The sequence below is a fragment of the Paludibacterium sp. B53371 genome (assembly GCF_018802765.1).
Classification (GTDB): Bacteria; Pseudomonadota; Gammaproteobacteria; order Burkholderiales; family Chromobacteriaceae; genus Paludibacterium.
Genome location: NZ_CP069163.1, coordinates 3,215,344 through 3,236,212, shown reverse-complemented (window position 1 = coordinate 3,236,212; position 20,869 = coordinate 3,215,344). Strand labels below are relative to the sequence as shown.

General features: G+C 62.4%; 22 protein-coding genes and 1 tRNA gene. 16 read left to right on the top strand and 7 right to left on the bottom strand.

The genetic code is table 11. The features are described 5' to 3' along the window. Positions 1-90: 90 nt before the first annotated feature. Positions 91-600, top strand: a complete 510-nt coding sequence (locus tag JNO51_RS15430; RefSeq protein WP_215779018.1) for a DDE-type integrase/transposase/recombinase — start codon at positions 91-93, stop codon at positions 598-600. 198 nt (positions 601-798) lie between these two features. Here the strand turns inward: JNO51_RS15430 and JNO51_RS15425 are convergent. From JNO51_RS15425 to rsmI, 3 genes are all read right to left on the bottom strand, one after another. Beyond that, positions 799-883, bottom strand: a tRNA-Leu gene (locus tag JNO51_RS15425). 234 nt (positions 884-1,117) lie between these two features. Continuing rightward, on the bottom strand, positions 1,118-2,191 hold the full coding sequence (locus JNO51_RS15420; protein WP_215779016.1) for a porin: 1,074 nt from the start codon (positions 2,189-2,191) through the stop codon (positions 1,118-1,120). 406 nt (positions 2,192-2,597) lie between these two features. Beyond that, complete coding sequence (rsmI, locus tag JNO51_RS15415) at positions 2,598-3,497, bottom strand: 16S rRNA (cytidine(1402)-2'-O)-methyltransferase (RefSeq protein ID WP_252346113.1); 900 nt, start codon at positions 3,495-3,497, stop codon at positions 2,598-2,600. On the opposite strand from rsmI, the gene JNO51_RS15410 reads away from it, so the two are divergent. From JNO51_RS15410 to JNO51_RS15395, 4 genes are read left to right on the top strand one after another with little or no spacing between them, the layout of a single operon-like run. Beyond that, positions 3,492-4,664 carry a penicillin-binding protein activator gene (locus JNO51_RS15410; protein ID WP_215779011.1) on the top strand — a complete coding sequence of 391 codons (1,173 nt, stop codon included), beginning with the start codon at positions 3,492-3,494 and terminating at the stop codon, positions 4,662-4,664. The genes rsmI and JNO51_RS15410 overlap by 6 nt on opposite strands. Next, on the top strand, positions 4,661-4,999 hold the full coding sequence (locus JNO51_RS15405) for a YraN family protein (protein WP_215779009.1): 339 nt from the start codon (positions 4,661-4,663) through the stop codon (positions 4,997-4,999). Before JNO51_RS15410 ends, JNO51_RS15405 begins: the two co-directional genes overlap by 4 nt. Before the next feature lie 21 nt (positions 5,000-5,020). After that, the gene (locus JNO51_RS15400) at positions 5,021-5,611 is read left to right on the top strand and encodes a phosphoheptose isomerase (protein WP_215779006.1); all 591 of its coding nucleotides are present in this window, start codon (positions 5,021-5,023) and stop codon (positions 5,609-5,611) included. Further along, the gene (locus JNO51_RS15395) at positions 5,611-6,225 is read left to right on the top strand and encodes a BON domain-containing protein (protein ID WP_215779004.1); all 615 of its coding nucleotides are present in this window, start codon (positions 5,611-5,613) and stop codon (positions 6,223-6,225) included. Before JNO51_RS15400 ends, JNO51_RS15395 begins: the two co-directional genes overlap by 1 nt. A gap of 27 nt (positions 6,226-6,252) precedes the next feature. Here the strand turns inward: JNO51_RS15395 and JNO51_RS15390 are convergent, their stop codons facing one another. The 4 genes from JNO51_RS15390 to JNO51_RS15375 all read right to left on the bottom strand — a co-directional run bounded on the left by JNO51_RS15390 (position 6,253) and on the right by JNO51_RS15375 (position 10,223). After that, on the bottom strand, positions 6,253-7,464 hold the full coding sequence (locus JNO51_RS15390) for an EAL domain-containing protein (RefSeq protein WP_215779001.1): 1,212 nt from the start codon (positions 7,462-7,464) through the stop codon (positions 6,253-6,255). 216 nt (positions 7,465-7,680) lie between these two features. Next, a complete protein-coding gene (locus JNO51_RS15385) occupies positions 7,681-8,637 on the bottom strand; it encodes a Tim44 domain-containing protein (protein WP_215778999.1) in 957 nt (318 codons plus the stop codon). A 55-nt stretch (positions 8,638-8,692) separates the two neighbouring features. Beyond that, positions 8,693-9,433: a tRNA (N6-threonylcarbamoyladenosine(37)-N6)-methyltransferase TrmO gene (gene tsaA / locus JNO51_RS15380; protein ID WP_252346112.1), complete on the bottom strand. Its 741-nt coding sequence runs from the start codon at positions 9,431-9,433 to the stop codon at positions 8,693-8,695. A 37-nt stretch (positions 9,434-9,470) separates the two neighbouring features. Next, entirely contained in the window at positions 9,471-10,223 is a 753-nt protein-coding gene (locus JNO51_RS15375) for a GNAT family N-acetyltransferase (RefSeq protein WP_215778997.1), read from the bottom strand. A 223-nt stretch (positions 10,224-10,446) separates the two neighbouring features. Here JNO51_RS15375 and JNO51_RS15370 point away from each other — a divergent pair, with 223 nt between their 5' ends. From JNO51_RS15370 to JNO51_RS15320, 11 genes are all read left to right on the top strand, one after another. Continuing rightward, a complete protein-coding gene (locus JNO51_RS15370; RefSeq protein ID WP_215778995.1) occupies positions 10,447-12,435 on the top strand; it encodes a carbohydrate-binding protein in 1,989 nt (662 codons plus the stop codon). A 269-nt stretch (positions 12,436-12,704) separates the two neighbouring features. Then, entirely contained in the window at positions 12,705-13,142 is a 438-nt protein-coding gene (gspG, locus tag JNO51_RS15365; RefSeq protein WP_215778993.1) for a type II secretion system major pseudopilin GspG, read from the top strand. Further along, the gene (locus tag JNO51_RS15360) at positions 13,143-13,592 is read left to right on the top strand and encodes a lytic transglycosylase domain-containing protein (protein ID WP_215778990.1); all 450 of its coding nucleotides are present in this window, start codon (positions 13,143-13,145) and stop codon (positions 13,590-13,592) included. It begins immediately after the preceding gene. 4 nt (positions 13,593-13,596) lie between these two features. Next, on the top strand, positions 13,597-14,793 hold the full coding sequence (locus tag JNO51_RS15355) for a type II secretion system F family protein (protein ID WP_215778988.1): 1,197 nt from the start codon (positions 13,597-13,599) through the stop codon (positions 14,791-14,793). Beyond that, complete coding sequence (locus JNO51_RS15350) at positions 14,793-16,340, top strand: GspE/PulE family protein (RefSeq protein WP_215778977.1); 1,548 nt, start codon at positions 14,793-14,795, stop codon at positions 16,338-16,340. The genes JNO51_RS15355 and JNO51_RS15350 overlap by 1 nt, the downstream gene beginning before the upstream one ends. Further along, positions 16,321-16,995 (top strand): hypothetical protein, encoded by a 675-nt coding sequence (locus tag JNO51_RS15345; protein ID WP_215778974.1) that lies wholly within the window; start codon positions 16,321-16,323, stop codon positions 16,993-16,995. The genes JNO51_RS15350 and JNO51_RS15345 overlap by 20 nt, the downstream gene beginning before the upstream one ends. Next, positions 16,992-17,444, top strand: a complete 453-nt coding sequence (locus JNO51_RS15340) for a hypothetical protein (protein ID WP_215778972.1) — start codon at positions 16,992-16,994, stop codon at positions 17,442-17,444. The genes JNO51_RS15345 and JNO51_RS15340 overlap by 4 nt, the downstream gene beginning before the upstream one ends. Further along, the gene (locus tag JNO51_RS15335) at positions 17,441-17,938 is read left to right on the top strand and encodes a hypothetical protein (RefSeq protein ID WP_215778969.1); all 498 of its coding nucleotides are present in this window, start codon (positions 17,441-17,443) and stop codon (positions 17,936-17,938) included. Before JNO51_RS15340 ends, JNO51_RS15335 begins: the two co-directional genes overlap by 4 nt. Next, positions 17,923-18,429, top strand: coding sequence for a hypothetical protein (locus tag JNO51_RS15330; protein ID WP_215778967.1), 507 nt, complete (start codon positions 17,923-17,925; stop codon positions 18,427-18,429). Before JNO51_RS15335 ends, JNO51_RS15330 begins: the two co-directional genes overlap by 16 nt. Next, positions 18,426-20,417, top strand: coding sequence for a secretin N-terminal domain-containing protein (locus tag JNO51_RS15325; RefSeq protein ID WP_215778965.1), 1,992 nt, complete (start codon positions 18,426-18,428; stop codon positions 20,415-20,417). Before JNO51_RS15330 ends, JNO51_RS15325 begins: the two co-directional genes overlap by 4 nt. Then, a complete protein-coding gene (locus tag JNO51_RS15320; protein WP_215778963.1) occupies positions 20,414-20,869 on the top strand; it encodes a type II secretion system protein in 456 nt (151 codons plus the stop codon). The genes JNO51_RS15325 and JNO51_RS15320 overlap by 4 nt, the downstream gene beginning before the upstream one ends.

Genomic DNA, 20,869 nt, shown 5'->3' with positions numbered 1-20,869 from the left:
ACCAGCAGGGACGTCCAGCGTCTCCGCCAGCTTGCAAATATTGATCAGGGCGATGTTCCGTTGCCCGCGCCCAAGCTCCAGCAGCACTTGGTGGCACCGATCAAGGCGATGATCGAGGAGAACCACTCGTTTGGTTACCGCACGGTGGCGGGGCTGCTAGGCTTCAACAAGAACACTGTGCAACGCATCTTCCAGCTCAAGGGCTGGCAGGTGAAGAAACGCCCGGTAGGCTTTCGTCCTCGCGTCCAGGCACTGCCTTCGGTGGCAGAGCGTCCAAATGAACGCTGGTCCACCGACCTGTGCCGTATTTGGGCGGGAAAGGATGGCTGGAGTCACTTGGCGCTGGTGATTGACTGCTGCACCCGGGAATTGCTTCGCTGGCATTTATCGCGCAGTGGCAAGTCGCAAACGGCGGAGTCGGCCCTGGAGCATGCGCTGATTAACCGTTTTGGGTGCCTGGGGCACGTCCCCGAGCGATTCCTGCTGCGAAGCGACAATGGTCTGGTCTTCACCAGTCGGCGATATACGGCACTGGTGAAAAGCTACGGCCTGCAGCAAGCGTTCATCACACCATCGATGATGTATCAATTAGCCGCCTGACCTGTACAGAAAGTGCTGGGTCATTACAAGGAGGTAATCGTAGGAAAACTAGAGAAAACAGCTGTTGTTCTGCGCCGCTGTGTGCGGGAGTTTTTTGGCTAACTGCCCCGCCAGTGCCCCATGATGCCGTTTTAGGCAACAAAAAAGCGCCTTGCGGCGCTGTTTGTTTTCTTGCAGAAGCCTTATCTGGTAAGGCTTTGGTGCCCAGGGCCGGACTCGAACCGGCACACCTTGCGGCGGGGGATTTTGAGTCCCCTGCGTCTACCAATTTCGCCACCTGGGCAAGAGTCGGCAATCTTAACGAATCACGGGCCGCTTGTAAATCATTGTGCTGCGTTTGGCTTTTTCTCTGCGGCGACCGGAGAAAAAAAGATGCCGCCAGGATGGCCCCTGGCGGCGCAGCTTGCTCAGTGCTCAGTGAAAGGAATGCCGGTGATGAACACCGGGTAAAACAACTCAGCGGGCGGGCGACCTCCTGCCGGGGAGCAGCGGTCAGGAGGTCGGCGCCCGTGGCCGATCAGAAGCTCTTCATCAGACCGATGTCAGTCATGACGCGGCTGCCGCTGGTCTGGCCGTTGGCATAGGACAGGGCGCCATCGCGGCTGTTCATGACTTCGATGAAGGCCGTGGTGGTCTTGCTCAGGCCGTAGTGCACGAAGGCATCAATGAACTTGCCCTTCTTCAGATCCGTCGGGGTGTGGCCGCTGTAGGACTGTACGCCGTACTGCATGCCCAGCTGGGCAGCGCCCAGGGTGTAGTACGCATACAGTGCGGTGCTGTTGACGGTGTTGCCGTTCAGGTTGCTGTGTTGCCATTCGACGGCCAGCTGCAGGGCATCTGCCGGCTTGATCATGGCGGTCAGGTGGCTTTGTGCCAGCGTGCCGACGTCGGTGCCGTTGGTGGCCCAGGCCATCTGGCTGCTGGTTTGCAGGTTGTTGGACACGGTGTAGGCACCGGACACACCCCAGAAGCCGTTATCGTAATTGACGTTGACCGTGGTGTTGTGTTGGGCGGCCTTGGTGCCGGTTGCGGCGCCGGCGTTTTCGCTGGTGCCGTATTGCAGAGAGGCATTCAGGTTACCGAAGCTCGGCAGATCGTAGCGGATCATGTTGTGGCCTTCGGTGTTGCCGAACCAGCCCTGAATCTGATCCGGGCCAACCACGTAGGTGTTGTCGTACAGACCATCCTGGAAGTTGCCGTAGTTGGTACCCATCACCAGGGTACCCAGGGTGTTGCTCTTCAGGCCGACATAGGTGTCGTTGGAGGCCAGGGTTCCCGGGCGGGAGCCGCTCTGGTCATCCACCTGATTGCCGGTCGGCGAGAAGCGGTTGGACAGCAGCCAGATGGCGCTCAGGCCATTGCCCAGGTTTTCGGTGCCCTTGAAGTTCAGGTTGCCGCGACCGGCGATATTGGTCGAGGAGACGTTTTCCTTGGCGGAGTAGCCCCAGGCTTTGTTGGCATTGCCGTTGAAGTTGACGACGCCGACGCGCATGTCGCCGAAAACGGTAACGCCGTCGTCCGCCATGGCAACCGCCGAGGCGCCGAGGGTAGCAGTGGCCAGTACAGCCAGAGTGATCTTGTTCAGTTTCATTGCGATTCCCTTGTTAGAGTCGGGGCCGCCGCGTTCGGGGTGTACCGCGCGGCGGCCGTCTCCACCTCCCTGTGGTGGGTGAGGGCATCTTAAGTGGCCGTCAGTTTGTTGTTGTAAAACTACAGTCTGAAATATGACCTTGATCAGAAAGCACTTTTTTCGCTGCGTTGCAGCAAACTGGGTAATTGTTTGAAATGTAAAGAATTTGTAAATTATTGTGTGTTTCAAAAAAACGACATGTTTTTTTACAAAGGCGCGGATGTTGTAAAAATACATGCTGAATACCGCACTACTGTAGTGGGTTATTGGAAACGTGCGGGCACGGGGGGCGAGGGGGCTGGCGCGTTGGCCGGAGGGTGGGGCTAGGCAATAAAAAACGCGCCGGTTGGCGCGTCGGGATGGTAGGTCAGTGGCGGTCTGTTTTTAGGCTAAGTGCGTAGTCATACAGGGTTTTTTTGTTGGCGCCGGTCAGTTGGGCGGCCAGGGCGGCGGCCTGTTTGGTCGGCAGCTCGGCCGCGAGGATCTGCAGGGTGTGCCGTACTTCGGGCGCCAGGCCCTCCTCCGCTTCTTCTGCCGCGGCAGCATCAATGATCAGTACAAACTCGCCACGCTGCTGGTTGCTGTCGCTCTGGACGAAGGCCAGCATGTCGCCGGCCGGCAGGGTGCGCAGGGTTTCGAAGGTCTTGGTCAGTTCACGCGCCAGGAACAGGCGGCGTTCGGTACCCAGTTCGGCGACGATATCCTGCAGGGTGTCGATGATGCGGTGCGGTGCTTCGTAGCAGACGACGCTGTAGCTTGCCTCTCGCCACTGGGCCAGGGTTCGGCGTCGCTCGCCGGACTTGGGCGGCAGGAAGCCATGGAACAGGAAGGACGGTGTGGTCAGGCCGCTGGCCGACAGGGCGGTAATGACGGCGCTGGCGCCGGGCAGCGGACAGACCGGCAGTCCGGCGCCACGCACAGCTTCGACCAGGCGTGCGCCGGGGTCGGAGATGGCCGGGGTGCCGGCATCGGAGACCTGGACGACTTTCAGGCCTTCGCGCAGCCAGCCGATGACCTGCTCGGCCATGGCGCGCTCATTGTGTTCGCGCAGGCTGACCAGCCTCGGGGCGTGCAGGCCGTAGGCTTTCAGCAGCTGGCCGGTGACCCGGGTGTCTTCGGCACACACGACATCGGCGGCCGTCAGCGCGGCGATGCCGCGGGCGCTGATATCGGCCAGATTTCCAATGGGCGTGGCCAGAACATATAATGTGCCGGGTAGGAAAGAATCCCCGGAAGACTCAATCAAGCGAGCGAACGAAGTATGCAAAAACTGGCTCCACTGATGGTTGGTGCACTGGCAGCATGGCTGGGCGTCGCCCATGCGCAAGTTCCCGACTATATCATCCAAAGCAATGCTGCGCCGCTCAAACCCTTGAGTGTTCCCCTGTCTGCACCGGCGTCCCCGGTCCGGACGACGGTCTTGCCGGCCGCGCCGGCGGCCCCGGCGGCGGTTCCTGTCGCGCCGGCCGTACCGGCAGCGCCTGCCGCCAAATCCCCCGCGCCGGCCGCGCGGGCCCCGCTGAAGATCGGGGTATTGCTGCCGACCGGGTCGGCGACGTTTGGCGAGGCGGCCCAGGTGGTGCAGGCCGGCATGAATGCTGCTGCGGCGACCGATGGTCAGGCGGAGCTGGTGTTTGTCGATGAGCAGTCGGACGACTTGTCGGCGCGGTATCGCGCCCTGGTGCAGTCTGGTGTCCGGGTGGTGGTTGGCCCGCTGACCCGGCCGGGGATTGCCCGTATCGCCAGCCAGGTGACGGTGCCGACGCTGGCTCTGAACGGTTTTGATGCCGGGCTGAAGGTGGCGCCGCGGTTGTATGGCCTGTCGCTGGTGGTGGAAGGCGAGGCGCGGCAGATGGTGAGCGTGATGCGCGATGACGGGCGCAGCAAGCCGCTGGTGGTCAGTACGGCCGATCCCTTGTCGCATCGGCTGGCCCAGGCGTTTGTGGATGAGTGGCAGAAGCGGACCGGTGCCGCACCGGCTCAGCTCGACTGGCCGTTTTCGGCGCCCATGACCGAGAGCCTGGCGCAGGCCGATGCGGTGTTCATTGCCATGACGCCGCCGGAAGCCTCGGCGCTGAAAGCCGCGTTGCCGTCCAATCTGTCGGTCTATGCGACGTCGCAGCTGAATACCCGCAAGCCGGATGCCTCGCTGGCCGGCATCCGCTTTATCGACATGCCCTGGTTCCTGATGCCGGAGCAGGAGCAGGTCAAGCGTTATCCGCGTCCGTCGGCGGCACTGACCATGCAGACCGAACGGCTGTATGCCCTGGGGATTGATGCTTACCGCCTGGCGCTGTTGCTGGCTGCCGGCAAGAACACCCCGGCCACGCTGAAGTTGTCCGGTGTGACCGGTGATTTGCAACTGGGCAGTGATCACCAGTTCGGACGTGTATTACCGATGGCGATCATGATGCCGGATAATAACGGGCAATGAACCCGATCGGCCGGGATGCCGAGAACCGGGCGCTGTCCTGGTTGTTGCGTCACGGGCTGGTATTGGTAGAGCGTAATTGGCGCTGTCGTGGCGGCGAGCTGGATCTGGTGATGACCGATGCCGGTGTCTGGGTATTTGTCGAGGTCCGGCATCGCAGCAGCCAGCAGTTCGGTGGCGCCGCCGAGAGTCTGACCCCGGGCAAGCTGGCGCGTCTGCAGCACGCGGCGCAGCGTTATATGCAGCTCAAGGGATTGTGGAATGTCCCTTGTCGTTTCGATGCCGTGTTGTCCGCCGCGGACGGCAGGCTGAACTGGATAAAGAATTTTTTGGCGTGAGTGCACGCAAGAAGGAATCACATGGATCTGATCGAACGTGTCAACGGACACTTTCTGGATAGCATTACCGCCAAGCAGGAAGCCATGGCGGTGTTGGCCCCTCAGGTGGCGGCCGCGGCCGAACGCATGATGCAGTGCTTCATGGCCGAGGGCAAGATCCTGTCCTGCGGCAATGGCGGATCGGCGGCCGACGCGCAGCATTTCGCCGCCGAGATGGTGGGGCGTTTCGAGAAGGAGCGCATGGGGCTGCCGGCGATTTCGCTGGCCACGGATACCTCGGCCCTGACGGCCATCGGTAACGACTACGACTTCGACATGGTGTTCTCCAAGCAGGTCCGTGCCCTGGGGCATGCCAACGATATCCTGCTGGCCATCTCGACGTCGGGCAATTCGGCCAACGTGATCGAGGCCATCGGTGCGGCGCACGAGCGCGGCATGTCGGTGATTGCCCTGACCGGCCGCGATGGCGGCAAGATCGGCGAGCTGCTGTCGCCGGACGATATCCTGCTGAATGTGCCGGTGATGCGTACCTGCCGCATTCAGGAAGTCCATATTCTGTTGATCCACGCGATGTGTGATGTGGTGGATTACATGCTGCTGGGAGCGGAGTGATGAGTAAGCGGACCTTGCTGAGTCTGTTGCTGGCGTCGGCGCTGGGCACCTCGCTCAGCGGTTGTCTGCCGCTGGTGGCCGGAGGGGTGGCGGGTACCGCCATGGTGGCGACCGATCGTCGCACCAGTGGCGCCTATGTGGATGACCAGTCGATCGAGCTGAAGGCGACGTCGCAGCTGGGGCAGAAATTCCCCAAGGCGCATGTGAACGTCAACAGTTTCAACCGTACGGCACTGATGACCGGTGAAGTGGCCTCGGACGATGAGCGCACGAAGGTCGAGATGCTGGTGCGTGCGTTGCCGGGGGTCAAGCGGGTGGAGAACTACACCGTGGTGGCCGAGCCGTCGACCTTTGGTCAGCGCAATAACGATACCTGGATCACCACCAAGGTGCGCAGTCGTCTGATCAGTGGCGAGGGCAATTATTCTTCGCAGGCGATCAAGCTGGTGACAGAACGCGGTGTGGTGTACATGCTGGGTCTGGTGACCCGTGCCGAAGGCGACGCGGCCGCGGCGGTGGTCAGCCAGACTGCCGGTGTGCAGAAGGTGGTGACACTGTTCGAGTACCTGAATGCCGTGCCGGCGCCTGCCGGCGCGACGCCGGCAGCGCAGTAGGCGCCGCCGGGTATTTTCTCTCTGCCGTCATCCGGGTTCGTAGCCGGATGACGGTGCCAGCATGTCGGTGCACAGCACGTGCATCGATTCATCGATTTCAATCGCCATCGACAAGGTGACACAGGTGCGCGTGTCCGTCATCGACAGATAAGGCTCGCTCATGTACAGCACGCCGGGCTGATCAATGGCGTGCTGGAAATAGGCACGGCGAGACCAGACGGCGCCGGTGGTATCGGCCAGCGGGGCAAATTTCGGGTTGGTGCTTTGCGAGGCGGCCTGTTTAGTGTTGAGGTTACGCCCGAGCTGGCGTCCCTCGCTGTCGAGCAGGAAGCAGCGCAGTACGTTGGGCATGGACAGCATCGGCCGTGCCGCCTCGTCGAATGGGGTATTCTGCATCAGCAGGATGGCACTTTGCACGAAGGACTGGCGTGCCAGTTCCAGCTGGCGGCGGGTGATCTTGCGCTTGAGCAGATCGCGTACCATCAGTTCGTCCCAGCGGGCATCGATGCGTGGCGTGATCAGGTCGTCGTGTTCCGGCTTGAGGCCGGGGCGGGCGACGTAGTCGCCTTGCACCAGATCGCAGCCGGACTCCAGGGCCACCAGCACATCGCTGTCGTTTTCGATGCCTTCCTGGATGACCAGTGCACCAGATTCGTGCATCAGATGCACCAGCCTGCACACCAGGTTGCGGATGCGCGGATTGCTGGCTGCGCTGCGCAGCAGATGGCGGTCGAACTTGACCAGATCGGGTTCCATTTCGCAGATGCGGTCCAGGTGGGAATGGCCGACCCCGAAGTCATCGATGGCGATCAGAAAGCCCTGCTTGCGCAGGCGGCGGATGCATTGCTGCAGCATGTCGTCGCCCCCCAGGGTATGTTCCTGCACTTCCAGCACCACGCTTTGCGGCGCCAGCCCGTTGGCGGTGATGGCCTCGGCAACGGCTTCGGCGCGTGCCAGATTCATCAGCGACGCCGGGTGCACATTGAGGAACAACCACAGCGGGTCGGTCAGGGGCGGCACATTGGCGGCATGGGTACGCAGCATGGCCAGGTCGAGCTGGTGACAGGCTTCCGGGCTGTCCATCAGTTCGAAGGCCTGGGCCGGCATCACCGGCCGGCCGGCATGCTTGCCGCGCAGTAGCGCCTCGATGCCGACACTGCGCCGGTGTGCCAGGCTGTAAATCGGTTGGTAGTGGCTGCTGAGTGCCAGCCCGGCGTGTTCTGTCGGCGCCTGTGACATGCGAAATCTCCCGAAAAACGACTCGGGGCTGTCTGATGGCAGCCCTCGCTGAAACATATCCTTTGCCGCTTCAGCAAGCAAGGCTCATTCCAGCCTGTAAGCAAGGACGGGGTCAGGTCTTTCATTTTGCATCCGGATGCAAAATGAAAGACCTGACCCCGATAAAAAAACACCGCCCGGTTGCCGGGGCGGTGTTTTGTCTGTGTGTGCCGTTGCTTAGTTTTGCTGAATGCCGGCCACCATCCATTTGCCGGAGGTACCGGCATCCTTGATGAAGTGCCAGGTTTCCGAGAACGGTACTGGGGCCGCGTTGACTTCTTCGCTCACCAGGCCGAAGTAGCGCACGCTGGCGATGTAGCGGCCGTTTTCTTCGCTGGCTTCGACCAGTTGGCAATCCAGGTCGGTGAAGTCGGCGGTCATCGGGTTGTTGGCGATGTCGTGGCGCAGCTCTTCGAACAGCTCCGGTGTCATGTAGCGGCGCACTTCGTCCAGCGAGTCTGGCGTGTTCAGGCTCTGCAGGTGCAGGAAGGTGGCCTTGACCTGACGCAGGAAGTACGGGGTTTCGGTGCCATCCGGCAGTCGGCTCGGCACGGCCGGGCCTGCCGAGGGGGCGGCGCCTTGTTGCGGGAAGCCGGAGCCGATGGCCGGGATCGGGTCGAAGCGGTTGTCGTTCGGCATGCTCGGCGGCGGTGCCTGCGGACGCATGGCTTGCGGCGCATGTTCCGGGCTGGCCATGCGGCGACGGAACCAGATCAGGCCGGCCAGGAAGACGGCGCCCAGTGCCAGAATCAGCATCCACGGGGTGCCCGGCTGTTGCGGGGCTTCTGCCGGGGCTGGCGCGGCGCTCGGCGCCGAAGCGGTGGCCGGGGCGGCGGCATGCGCCTGGTTGTTGGTGGCCGAGCCGATCATGTAACCGGCGGCAGCACCGGCCACCCCGGCGGCCACGGCGGTTCCGACCCCGACGCCCTTCTTCTGCGGCTGGGCCGGCGCCTGAGCCGGCACCTGCTGTTGCGGTGCCGCCGGCTGGGCGGGTTTCTGGTAGGTTTGTGTCGGTGCAGCACGGCGCATGCCGGCGCTGCGGCCCTTGCCCATCCGGGCGGCTTCAGCTAGCGGCGACAGCAGCAGCGAGACCACGGAGAAGGCGAGAATGATCGTCTTCGCACGAGAATTCATATCTTAGGTTTCCTAAGTGAGATGTCAGCATGCCATGAGACACTGGCATAAAGGGTTAGTTCTGGGTCAGGGCCTGAATTTCAAGTACCTCGACCTGTCCGAGGGCGACACGGAAGCGTACGTCGACCTGGCAAAGGCGTACGCCATATACCCGCATCGGGTCATCCTGATAGGCCGGGCGCGGATCCTGCGCCAGTACCTCGTTCACCAGTTGGCGAAAATCCGCCGGCAAGTCGCTGTGGCTGGCCAGGTCGGCGAGGGCCTGTTCATGCCAGCTGACGGGGAGTTGCGGCGGCGGACCATCGACGAAACCGCTGCGTGCGTCCGGGCGTGATTCGACGAAGGGGATGTAGGGCTTGATATCCAGAATGGGCGTGCCGTCCAGCAAGTCGGCGCCGCGCAGCTGCAGGCGCACGCCCTGGTCGCATTCGATGCCGGCCAGTTCGACCAGCGACAGGCCGATCGGGTTCGGGCGATGGGTAGAGCGGCTGGCGAAGACACCGACGCGGGCATTGCCGCCCAGGCGCGGCGGCCGGATCAGCGGTGTCCAGCCACGGGCAGCCGTTTCGTGAAAAACGAACTGCAGCCAGAGATGCGAAAAGGCGTGCAGGCCGCGTACGCAGTCGGGGTGATCGTAGGGGGGCAGCAGCACCAGCTCGGAGCGGGCGGAAGGGGCCAGCGAACTCTGGCGCGGAATGCCGAATTTCTCTTTATAGGGGGCGCGGATCAGCCCGATGGGCTCGAAGGAGTAGTGCATCGCCGCATTATAGAAGAGAGCCGGGGTCAGGTCTTTCATTTTGCTGCAAAAAACAAGACCTGACCCCGGCTTTGGATTACTTGCTGCCGAAGTGTTTGTCGTAGCGTTTGCTGAGGCGGTTCATCGACAGCAGCATGAAGAAGTCGGCGCAGTTGAAGTCCGGGTCCCAGGCGGGTTCGCCGCAGACGAAGGCGCCGGCGCGCAGGTAGCCCTTGATCAGGGCCGGCATCGGTGCCGGGGCGGCGTCGTCGAGTACGCGGTCAAGCGGCAGTGGCAGCAGCGGGAAGACGCGCCATTCGGCCGGTGCCAGGTGGCTGCCTTCCAGTTGGCGGTACAGGCTGACGGCCTGGTGGCCGCCATCGGCCAGGCTGACGCTGGCGCAGCCGGCCAGGTATTCGCAGCCATGCTTGCGGACATAGTCGGCCAGGCCGGCCCACAGCAGGGTGATGACGCCGCCGGTGCGGAAGTCTTTGTGCACGCAGGAGCGGCCGACTTCGATCAGGCTGGGGCGCAGATGCTCGAGCCGGGCGATGTTGAATTCATGTTCCGAGTACAGGCTGGGGGCGCGGGCGGCGGCTTGCGGTGTCAGCATGCGATAGGTGCCGACCACCATGCCGCTGGCCTGATCTTCGACGATCAGGTGTTCGCAGTAGTCATCGTACTCATCGCAGTCGAGTCCCAGATCGGCCGAAGCCAGTTGGGCACCCATTTCTCCGGCAAACACATCGAAACGCAGCTTCTGTACGCGACGCAGGTCTTCGGCGCCTTGCGCCAGGCGCAGGGCCAGTTTGCTTTCACGACGGGGGGCGAGGTTCTGATTCAGTTGCATGGTTGGCTCCATTGGCTCCAGTGGCTTCTCGTGGAACCCATGCTAAGCAGCGTGTTTGAAGTTTGTATGTAGTTCACGTGACTTTCGGATGACAGTGGCGGATTCGGACTGCCCTGATTCGGCGTGATAGCCCGGGTCAGTAAGGTGGGGGCCACGGGATTGCGCCGGTGGCTTTTGTGAGAGACCGGTATCGCCACTTCATGATCACACCGAAAGGATCAGTATGAATCTCAAGAAAAGTGTTTTGGCTCTGGCCTGCTGCGCTGCCCTGGCGGCACAGGCTGCTCATGCCATCTCGGCGCCTCCGGGCTGGCCGACCAGTCAGATTGCCATGGGTACTGTGGTAAACGGCGGGCAGGAGTCGGCGGCGCTGTCGGTCAGGCCGGTGTTCGGCTTCTTTACCTATGCCGGACAGGATGGTGCGGGTGACCATGATGTGGTGATCCGCCACGACCAGAAGGTCGACAACATCATGAATGAAGTTCGCACCCTGTCTGACCGCATGCAGGCGCCGGCGATGCCGACTTTTGTGTTTTATACCGTTGATGGCAGTTCGGGGGATGACAGTCTCAAGCGTGATATCTCCAATGGTACGCTCACCATTCACTACCAGAATCTGATCAGCTTGCTGCAGCAGCTCGAGGGCTATCGTGACACCGCCCATCCGGTACCGGCCACGGTCTTGCTCAATCCGGATTTTCTCGGTGAATTGCACAAGCAGTGTGCTCAGTACTACTGCCCGGTGCCGCTCAATACGCCGATTGATGTCAAGGGTGAGCTGACCAAGGCGCTGCAGGCGCTGAATCTGGACGTCGCGATTCCGGCGGATTTGCTGGGTGAGCACCAGAGTTTCCCGGAGTACGTTCAGTCGATTAACTGGTTGATGCACCAGTTCGGACCGCACATTACTTTTGGCTGGCAGGACAATGTCTGGGCTGGCGATCCGACCGGTCACGGCTGGGTTCACCAGGCGACTTCGCAGCCATCCATCATTGCCCCGCACATCAGCGGCGAGGTGTCCTTCCTGCAAAGCATGAAGCTGGTAACCGGCAACAAGGATCGTGATCCGCAATACATCGCTTTCGACAAGTGGGAGCGCGATGTCTTTGATTCGGAGATGGCAGGCTTGGGGGTGAGTAATGGTTATCTGTACAACGCCCGTGACATGGGTGTGTATATGAACTATGTCAGCGGTGTCGCTTCTGGCCTGGGCAAGTTGCCGGTGATGTTGTGGCAGATTCCGGGCGGGCACCTGCAGACTGCCGGTGATGTCGATCAGCGCTACGATCATGGCTCGGCCGAGCCGGACTTCATTCTCGGCAACCCGCAACTGGCGGCTGGTCTGAGCAATGTCGCCAACTATATCAATGATCAGGCCATGCCGGCTGGCATCTATGGCTCTTCGGCAACCACGGTGCAGGCTTATCTGCAGGCGGATCTGGCCAACGACCCCAATAGCCTGAGCCATGATCACCTGGATCTGCTGCGTCAGGCCAATGTGTTCTCGGTGCTGTGGGGGGGTGGTAACACGACCGGGGTGGCCGGTCTCAAGCCATCGCAGGATGACAATGGCTGGCTGTTTGCGCGCATCAAGGCGCACGGGCTGAACAATGGTGAGGGTTGCCAGTCGGGCTGCGATCAGCCGATCGTGCCGACCCATGGTCAGGATCAAAACCCGGGTGGCAATCAGGGCAGTGGCCAGAGTGGTGATCAGGGTGGCACTTCCGCACCGGTCAGTCCCTGCGGCGATGTGATCGGTGCCAGCGGTCTGCCGGTGTGGTGTGCCGGTCAGGATCACTACAACGCGGGTGCTACGGTCGAGTATCAGAATGCGACCTGGCAAGCCAAGTGGTGGGCCAATCAGGGCGATCAGCCGGGTGTGGCTGACGTCTGGCAGCGTACCGGTGGTCAGGCGCCTGCTGGCGACAGCAACTGGTCGGCCGACAAGACTTATGACACCGCGGGCACTGAGGTGAGCTACAACGGCGCAATCTATCAGAACCAGTGGTGGACCAAGGGTGATATTCCGGGTCAGTCGGCGGTTTGGAAGCAGATCGGTGGTCAGGCTCCGGCTGCAGATCTCAGCTGGTCTGCCGACAAGACCTATGACACGCCGGGGACCGAGGTGAGCTATAACGGTGCCTCCTATCAGAACCAGTGGTGGACCAAGGGCGATATCCCGGGTCAGTCCGCCGTCTGGAAGCGGATGTAAGTTTTTTGTCGAACGCCGTCAGTCATCTGACGGCGTTTTTCTTGAGTTCTGACGGTTCGGATTCCTCTGATTCAGCAGGTTGGCGCTGATCGTTATCTTGTCATGCATGCCCGCAGCGCTGTTTGCTGCGCGGCAATACACCCAATCAACCGTGTCGGTGCCTGGCGCCGGCCATCATCACCCGAATGCCCCCAGTTTTGTCCTGTCCGTGTGCCGCTGGCCGCAGGCATGTCCGGCATCGCGGTGATCGCCGTTATCAAGAGGATAGGATGAAACACAAGCTGCCCCGTCAAATGCCCCGCCTGCAAGCGGGCTTTTCTTTGCTGGAACTGTTGGTGGTGATTCTGATCATCGCGCTGTTGACCAGTGTGATTGGCCCGCGTCTGTTCCAGCAGGTCAGTAATGCCCGTGTGCGTACCGCACAGAGTCAGATGAAGACCTTGCAGGATGCGCTGGTGCGCTACCGCCTGGATACCGGTGCCTACCCGGATGCCGATCAGGGTTTGCAGGCGCTGCAGGTGGCACCGACCGGCGTGAGTGGCTGGATGGGGCCGTATTTGCAGGAAGCGATTCCGGCTGATCCTTGGGGACATCCGTACATCTGGCGCAATCCGGGCCAGTCCAGCGAGGTGGAGGTGGCCTCGCTGGGGAGCGATGGCAAGCCGGGTGGCAGCGGGGAAGCCGCCGACCTGGTTCAGGGGTTTTAAATGAGACGGGCATTGACCTGGCTGTTGCTGGCACTGGGGTTGGGACTGGCGAGCCAGCCAAGCCTGGCCTGGTGCTGGAAAGAGGCGGGTAGCCGCTACCAGATTGACCCGCGTCTGCTGTGGGCGATAGCCAAGGTCGAGTCGGGTTTCAATCCGCGTGCGGTCAACCGCAATCGTGACGGCAGTGTGGATATCGGCCTGATGCAGGTTAACAGTCGCCATCTGGCTGAGTTGAAGAAGTATGGCTACACCGAGCGCGAGCTGATGGAGAACCCGTGTGCGGCGGTCATGGCCGGCAGCTGGATTCTGGCAGGCATGATCCAGCATTACGGTTACAACTGGCGCGCAGTCGGTGCCTATAACGCTGGCACGGCACCGGATCGCGACAGTTTGCGCAACCGCTATGCGCAAAAGGTCTGGCAGACCTATCAGCAGTCTTTGGCAGGGTGATCTCATGCCTTCCTTCGAATTTACCGTGTTGCAGGATGGCACCGCCGTCAGGCGCACGGTGCAGGCCGATGATCTGGCCAGTGCACGGCGCCATCTCAATGCGGCCGGGGTGGTGGTGCTCAATGCGCCGACGGTTCAGCCGACGGCCCGGCGACAGTCCGGTCGGTCTCGTCGTCAGGTCTTCCCCTTGTGGTTGTTCTGCCGCGAGCTGGCGGCATTGCTGGAGGCGGGGCTGACCAGTGCCGAGGCGCTGGGGGTGCTGTGGCAGAAGGCAGATCAGCCCGGGGTGCGTTCGGCGCTGGGGCAGATCTGTCAGCGTTTGCGCGAGGGGCGCACGCTGTCTCAGGCGATGGCGGAGGCGCCGGCGATTTTCCCCGAGCTGCTGGTCGCCGTTGTGGGGGCCAGCGAGCAGACCGGCCAACTGGCCTCGGCGCTGCGTCGCTTCATTGACTATCAGGGACGGGTGGATCAGCTGCGGCGTCAGTTGCTCAGTGCGCTGATGTATCCGTCGATTGTGCTGCTGGTCGGCATGGCGGTGGTGCTGTTCATGCTGTTGTTGGTGATCCCGGGATTTGCCTCTCTGTTGTCTTCGCTGCGCGGCCCCATGCCGCTGACCACGCGTCTGATGCTGGACTGGGCGCAGTTGCTCTCGCTGCATGGCACGGTGATCCGGCTGGCCATTGCGGGGGTGGTGGGGGGGCTGGGCTGGTCAGTGTTCAGTCGTCAGGGGCGGGGCGGCTGGCTCGGCCTGCTGACACGTCTGCCTCGGCTGCAAACCTTTCTGACGTTGTTCGAGCTGACCCGGTTTTACAGTGCCTTCGGGCTGGTGTTGCAGGGCGGGATGCCGATCCCGCAGGCCCTGCAGTTGGCCGGTACCTTGTTGGGCGATACCCGGCAGCAGGTGCTGAAGCGAGTGAGTCAGGCGCTGTCGGGCGGCGCGGCCTTGTCGGATGCGCTGGTACAGCATGGCATGACGACGCCGGTGGCCGAGCATCTGTTGCGGGTCGGTGAGCATACCGGCGAGATCGGCACCATGTGTGAGCACATCGTGCGCTTTCATGATGAGCAGCTGGCGCGGGTACACGAGTTGGCGGCCAAGGTGCTGGGGCCGCTGGTGATGTTGATTGTCGGGGTGATGGTGGGCGGATTGGTGGTGATGCTGTATTTGCCGATTTTTGATCTTGCGGGAGGACTGGGCTGATGAAGCCGTCGCAACAACAACAGGCAGCCATGCTGGGTTTGTGCTGGCTGGCGGCCACTCAGGTCGAACAGGCCGAGTGGCGTTTTGACCTGCTGCCGCTGGCCGAGGCATGGCAGCGCAGACTGTTGCCGCTGGTGCTGGAGGGCGAGCTGCTGCTAGTGCTGGCCGAACCGCGCGATGTGCCGGCACGCCAGTGGGCGGCGGTCCAGCCGGTGAGCTGGCAGTTGGCGGCCACTGAGCCGGGGCTGGTCGAGACGGTGCTGGCGCAGGCCGGTGAGCAGGCGCGTACGCTGCAGGACGTGAATTGGGGGCAGCACGGCGAGGAGGGCGAGACCAGCGTGCTGGAAATTTCTCGCCAGGGGTTGGATCGCGAGAGTAATCCGGTGATCCGGCTGATCGACTCCACGTTGTTTGATGCCCTCAAGACCGGTGCCAGTGATGTGCATATCGAGTCGCAACAGCAAGGCTTGTTGATTCGTTACCGCATTGACGGTTTGCTGCAGCATGCCGGTCAGATCCAGGGGCAGGAGCTGGCCTCCCAGGCCATTTCGCGCCTGAAAATTTTATCCGGCCTGGACATCGGCGAACGCCGCGTGCCGCAGGACGGGCGTTTCAGTACCCGGATCGAAGGCAGCAGTCTGGATATCCGGGTGTCGATCATCCCCAGTATCTGGGGGGAGGACGCGGTACTGCGTCTGCTGGATACCAGCCAGATGGCGGATCGCCTGACGCTGGCGCAGCTGGGTGTCAGCCAGGATTCTGCGGCTGCGCTGCGCATGCTGACGGCTCGGCCGCATGGCATGACGCTGATTACCGGGCCGACCGGTTCGGGCAAGACCACCACGCTGTATGCCGCCCTGGGTGAGCTCAATCAGCAGGATGAAAAGATCATCACCATTGAAGACCCGGTGGAGTATCAACTGGCCGGGGCCATGCAGATTCCGGTCAACGAACGCAAGGGTCTGACTTTTGCCCGCGGTTTGCGCGCCGTGATGCGTCATGACCCGGACACCATTCTGGTCGGGGAGATCCGTGACGGTGAAACCGCCTCGATTGCCATTCAGTCGGCGCTGACCGGGCACCGGGTGTTGTCGTCGATCCACGCTAATGGCGTGTTCAGTGTGATCGAACGTTTCCGTTTCTTTGCCGTCGAGTCGCACAGCCTGTCCGAGGCACTCAATGGTGTGCTGGCACAGCGCCTGGTGCGGCGCCTGTGCGGACAGTGTGCGCAGCCGGCGGTGTTGTCTACCGAATGGCAGGCCCGTCTGGGGCCGGTCGATGCCGAGTGGGCGGGTGCCGGCTGTCGCCAGCCGGTCGGTTGCGAGGCTTGTCAGGGTACGGGCTACAAGGGGCGTATGGCGCTGCTGGAAACGCTGGCGCTGGATATGCCGCTGCGTACGGCGCTGGCGCAGGGTCTGAGCCCGAGTGAGTTGATGGCGCGTTGTACCCCCGGGCTGTACCGGCCGATGCGGCTGGATGCGCTGATGGCGGTGTCGCAGGGGCTGACCACGCTGGAGGAGGTGTCCCGTGTCCTTGACCTTGGCTGAGTACAGGATGTGGCTGGATGGCACGCAAGCGCGTTGCTGGCAGCGGCCCCATCCGCTGGCAGCGTGGCAGATGCAGTCGTTTGTCGGGACGCCCGAGGCGGCGCTGGCCGAGCTGCTGGATGGCGCGCGCGGGCGCGTTTCCTTGCGGCTGGGCGGCTCGCTGGCACCCACGGTGTGTTTGCCCTGGCTTGACGGGCTGCATCAACCGGGTGACTGGCAGGGTTATGCGCGTCAGTGGCTGTCACGGCATTTTGGTGGTGAGCCGGAGGATTGGCTGGCCTGTTGGCAATGGCAGCCCGCCGGGCGCAATACGCTGGCTTGTGGGGTGCGGCTGGCCCATTGGCAGGTGTGGCGAGCGCTGTTGCAGCGGTTGTCCTTGCTGTCTGTCCGGCCGGTGTGGCCTTTGCTGGCCCAGCGGCATCGCCCCCCCCGGCAGGTGACGCAGACCTTGTTGCTGCGGGATGGCGATGTGTTGCAGTGGTTGTTGCATGAGCAGGGGCAGTGGCAGCAGGGCGGCATATTGCGCGTGGAGGCCGGACTGGCGCGGCAGGCTGTGCTGGATCGGCTGGCCGAACTGTCGATTCCTCTGGTCCTGCCGCGCTGGTTCAGTCTGGATGATACGGCCAGCCAGCCTTTTGTCTGGAGTGAGTCATGAGTGGTTTTTCTTTTTTGCCGACCCGCAGGCGCTGGCCCTGGCTGGTGCTGCCGGTGTTGCTCAGTTATGCCTGTCTGACGCCGCTGCTGCAGTCATGGCAGCAGGCGCAACAGGACCTGGCCGACAGTCAGGCGCGGTTGCAAAGCAGGGTGAACCGGGACAGCCGGGTGGCGGTCCCGGCGCGGGATGCCATGGATCCGGCTTTGTGGCTGGTGCTTCGGCTGGAGCAAAGCTGGCCGGGGGGGCTGAGCCTGTTGCGGCTGGAATCGGACAGCGGCAGTCGCAAGATGCAGCTGACGCTGCGCAGCGCCACGCTGGCAGAGGTGATGGACTGGATTAATACCCTGCGCAAGCAGGGGCTGCACGTAAGCATGTTGAGTCAACAGTCGCTGATTACCACGCCGGGAGATCCGGCTCGCCTGGAAATCCGGCTGGAGGTGGCGATATGAGCGGGTGGAAAGGGAATATGCGCCATGGCTGGCTGTATTGCCGCCTGGCGCGCTGGCCGGCGCTGTTGCTGTGCCTGTTGCTGTCTTTGTCGGCCCTGGGGGTGGCCCGGCTGCTGCAAGTGCAACAGCAGCAGTGGCAGCAACAGCAGGCCAGAGTGGATAGCCAGTTACGGCAGTTGCTGGCGGCCGAAGCGCGTGACCGGGCGGCCCTGGCGCGCAGGCAGGTGTCGCTGGAGGCACGTCATGCCCGGCTGATGGCGCTGCTGGATCAGCCGGATCTGGCGGGGATGCAAATTCGCATCGGCAATGATCGTACGGTGGATATCGGCCTGAGCAACGGTTATCTGCCGCTGCGTCAGACGCTGCTGGCTTTGCAGGCGCTGCCCTGTGCACAGATCCGCCATCTGACCCTGACGCGTGACGATGGTCACAGTGGGGCGATCAGGGCCTCGGTGAAACTGGATATGGGAGCAGATACATGCACCGCGGATTGAAGTGGCTGGGCGCGATATCGCTGCTGCTGGCGGCAGCCAGCCAATGGTGGCCTGGCTTGGGTAACGAACCGGTGTCGCCGATAGCGAGATCGGGGGGCGGGACGGGTCAAAAGCGGGCTGCAACCTTGCCGCCGCTGGCTTCTGCTCCTGCCGTAGATTTGTTTGCCGCGCCTCAGGGGGCGGCGGCACAGCAGGCTGTCGTGCCCGCTCCGGCGATGCGCCAGGAGGTGCCGGATCCGCCGCTGCCCTTTGAGGTGGGGGGCACCTGGCAGAATCGTGAGGCCAGTGCCGCTGCCGCCGATGCCCTGGTGGTGTTCCTGCAGTCCGGAGGCAAGACCGTGGCGGTTTGCCAGAGCTGTCGTGACCCGGCGGTGAGTCGGCCTGGAACGATATTGGCCGGCCAGTACCGACTGGAGCAGGTGGCCGCAGGAAAGATCGAATTCACCCGTTTGTCGGATGGCAAACACAAATTCTTGGAGTGGATGCCATGAAGCAGATGAACAAACCGCCTTTCCCGACTCGTCAGGGGATGGTCAGCGTGATGATGCTGAGCCTGTTGTTGGCCGGCTGTTCGGTTGACCGGGCTTTGATGGCCAGCAAAACCCTCTACCAGGAGGGCGATCTGGAGGGGGCGCTGACTCGGATTGAGCAGACCATGAAGGCCGAACCAGACAATATGCAGTTGCGGGCGGAACACGAGCGTCTGTTGGCGCAGTATGACGCGCAGAAACTGGCTCTGGCAGACAAGGCGCTGGCTGCCGGTGATATGACTGCGGCCGGTCAGGGCTATCGCTCGGTATTGCAGCATGACCCGGCCAGTTATCGGGCCGAGCAGGGGCTGAAGGCCATCGACAATCGGCAGCTGCACCAGCAATGGATGGCGCAGGCGCGCAGCCTGGCGGCACAGGATCCGGGGGCGGCGCTCGACTGGCTGGGCAAGATTCTGGCTGAAGAGCCGACCTGGCAGGAGGCACTGGATTTTCGCGAGTCGCTGATGCGCACCGCAGGGCAGGGGCAACTTAGCAGCAATGTCCCGGCGGCGCTGAAAAAACCGGTCAGTTTGTCGTTTCGTAACCAGAGCCTGAATACCGTGTTTGATGCCATCAGCCGCATGACGGGGTTGAATTTCATTTTTGACAGTGATGTCTCGCCGGGGCTGCGCGCCACGATTACCACGCAGAAGAGCACGGCCTGGGATGCCATCAATCTGTTGCTGGCGACCAGCAAGCTGAGCAAAAAGCTGCTCAACAGCAATACCTTGCTGATTTATCCGTCTCGACCGGAGAAGGAACGCGAATATCAGGATCTGGGTGTCCGCACCTATTACCTGTCCAATGCCGATCCCAAGCAGGTACTCAATACGCTCAAGCAAGTGCTTAAGCCGCGGGATATTGCCATCGACGAGCGGCTCAATGCGGTGGTGCTGCGCGATGTACCTTCCGTGTTGGCCGCGGCGGACCGCATGGTGCAATCGCTGGATCTGCCGCAGTCGGAGGTGACGCTGGATGTGGAGGTGCTGGAAGTGAGCGACACGCTGGCGCGCAATCTGGGCATCAACTATCCGGGCTCGGTGGGTATCGGATTTGCCAATAGCGGCACCGATGGCAGTACCTCGCTGAGCGGCCAGACCACCATCGAGAAGCTGCGTCACCTCAATGGCAGCGGCATCGGTGTCAGCATGGGCAGCAATGGTGTGGTGGGGGGCATCAATCTGAGTGAAACCAATGACAAGGTGCATACCCTGGCCAATCCGAAGATTCGGGTGAAGAACCATCAGAAGGCGACGATCAAGATCGGCGAGAAGCTGCCGATCGTGACCTCGACCCTGACCACCGCCGGCAGCAGCAGTTCGGTGTCGTATCAGGATGTGGGCCTGACGCTGAACGTTGAACCGAGTATCAGTCTCGGCCAGGAGGTCAGCGTGAATGTGTCGCTGGAAGTCAGTGATGTGATCGGCCAGCCGACCACCATGTCGGACGGCACCATGGTCTATCGCCTGGGGAACCGTTCGGCCTCGACGGTGCTGTCGACCCGCGACAATGTCACGCAGGTGCTGGGCGGTCTGATCAAGCGGGATGACTCGGTCAAGGATGTCGGTCTGCCTTTCCTGAGCGAAATTCCGCTGCTCAAGAGCCTGTTCGGCAGTCATGACAGCAATGATCTGAATTCGCAGATCGTGCTGCTGATTACGCCGCACATTGTGCGCCAGTTCTCGCCGCCGCCGGCTGCACTGACCCGTTTCAGTATCGGGCCTGAGAACCGGATCGGCGATCCGCTGCAGCTGGGAGAAAATGCCGGACAGGTGTCGGTCAGAGCCAATGGCGCCAGCGTTACGGATGATACGCCGGGTGTCAGCGCCCCCCGTCGCAATGATCCGCCGCCCCCGCCCCCGCCTGAGAGCGTGGCCGGTGACGGCCCCGCGCCAATGCCTTTCTTCCGCGGACCGATGCCGGTGACGCCGCCGGACGACAAGCGATGAAGCGTCAGCGCGGTTTTACCCTGATTGAGGTGGTGGTGACGGTGGCGTTGCTGGGGCTGCTGGCCAGTGCGGCCATGCCGATGCTGGCCCAGGCCACACAGCGCCGGCAGGAACGCGAGCTGCGTGATGCGCTGCATGCGATGCGTCAGGCCATCGACGACTACAAGAAGGCCGTGGACCAGGGGCAGATCGAGCATCAGGCCGATGACAGCGGTTATCCGCCTTCGCTGCAGGTGCTGGTTGACGGGGTGGTGGACAAGAAGCGGGTCGATGGCCGCAAGCTCTATTTTCTGCGGCGGATTCCACAGGATCCGATGAGTGATTGCCCGACATGTGCTGCCGAGGAGCAATGGCAGATTCGTCCCTATCAGCCCGATGGTCACGATGTGTTTGATGTCAGCAGCAAGAGTGAACGCACCGGTTTTAACGGTGTGCCGTACAAGGAGTGGTAG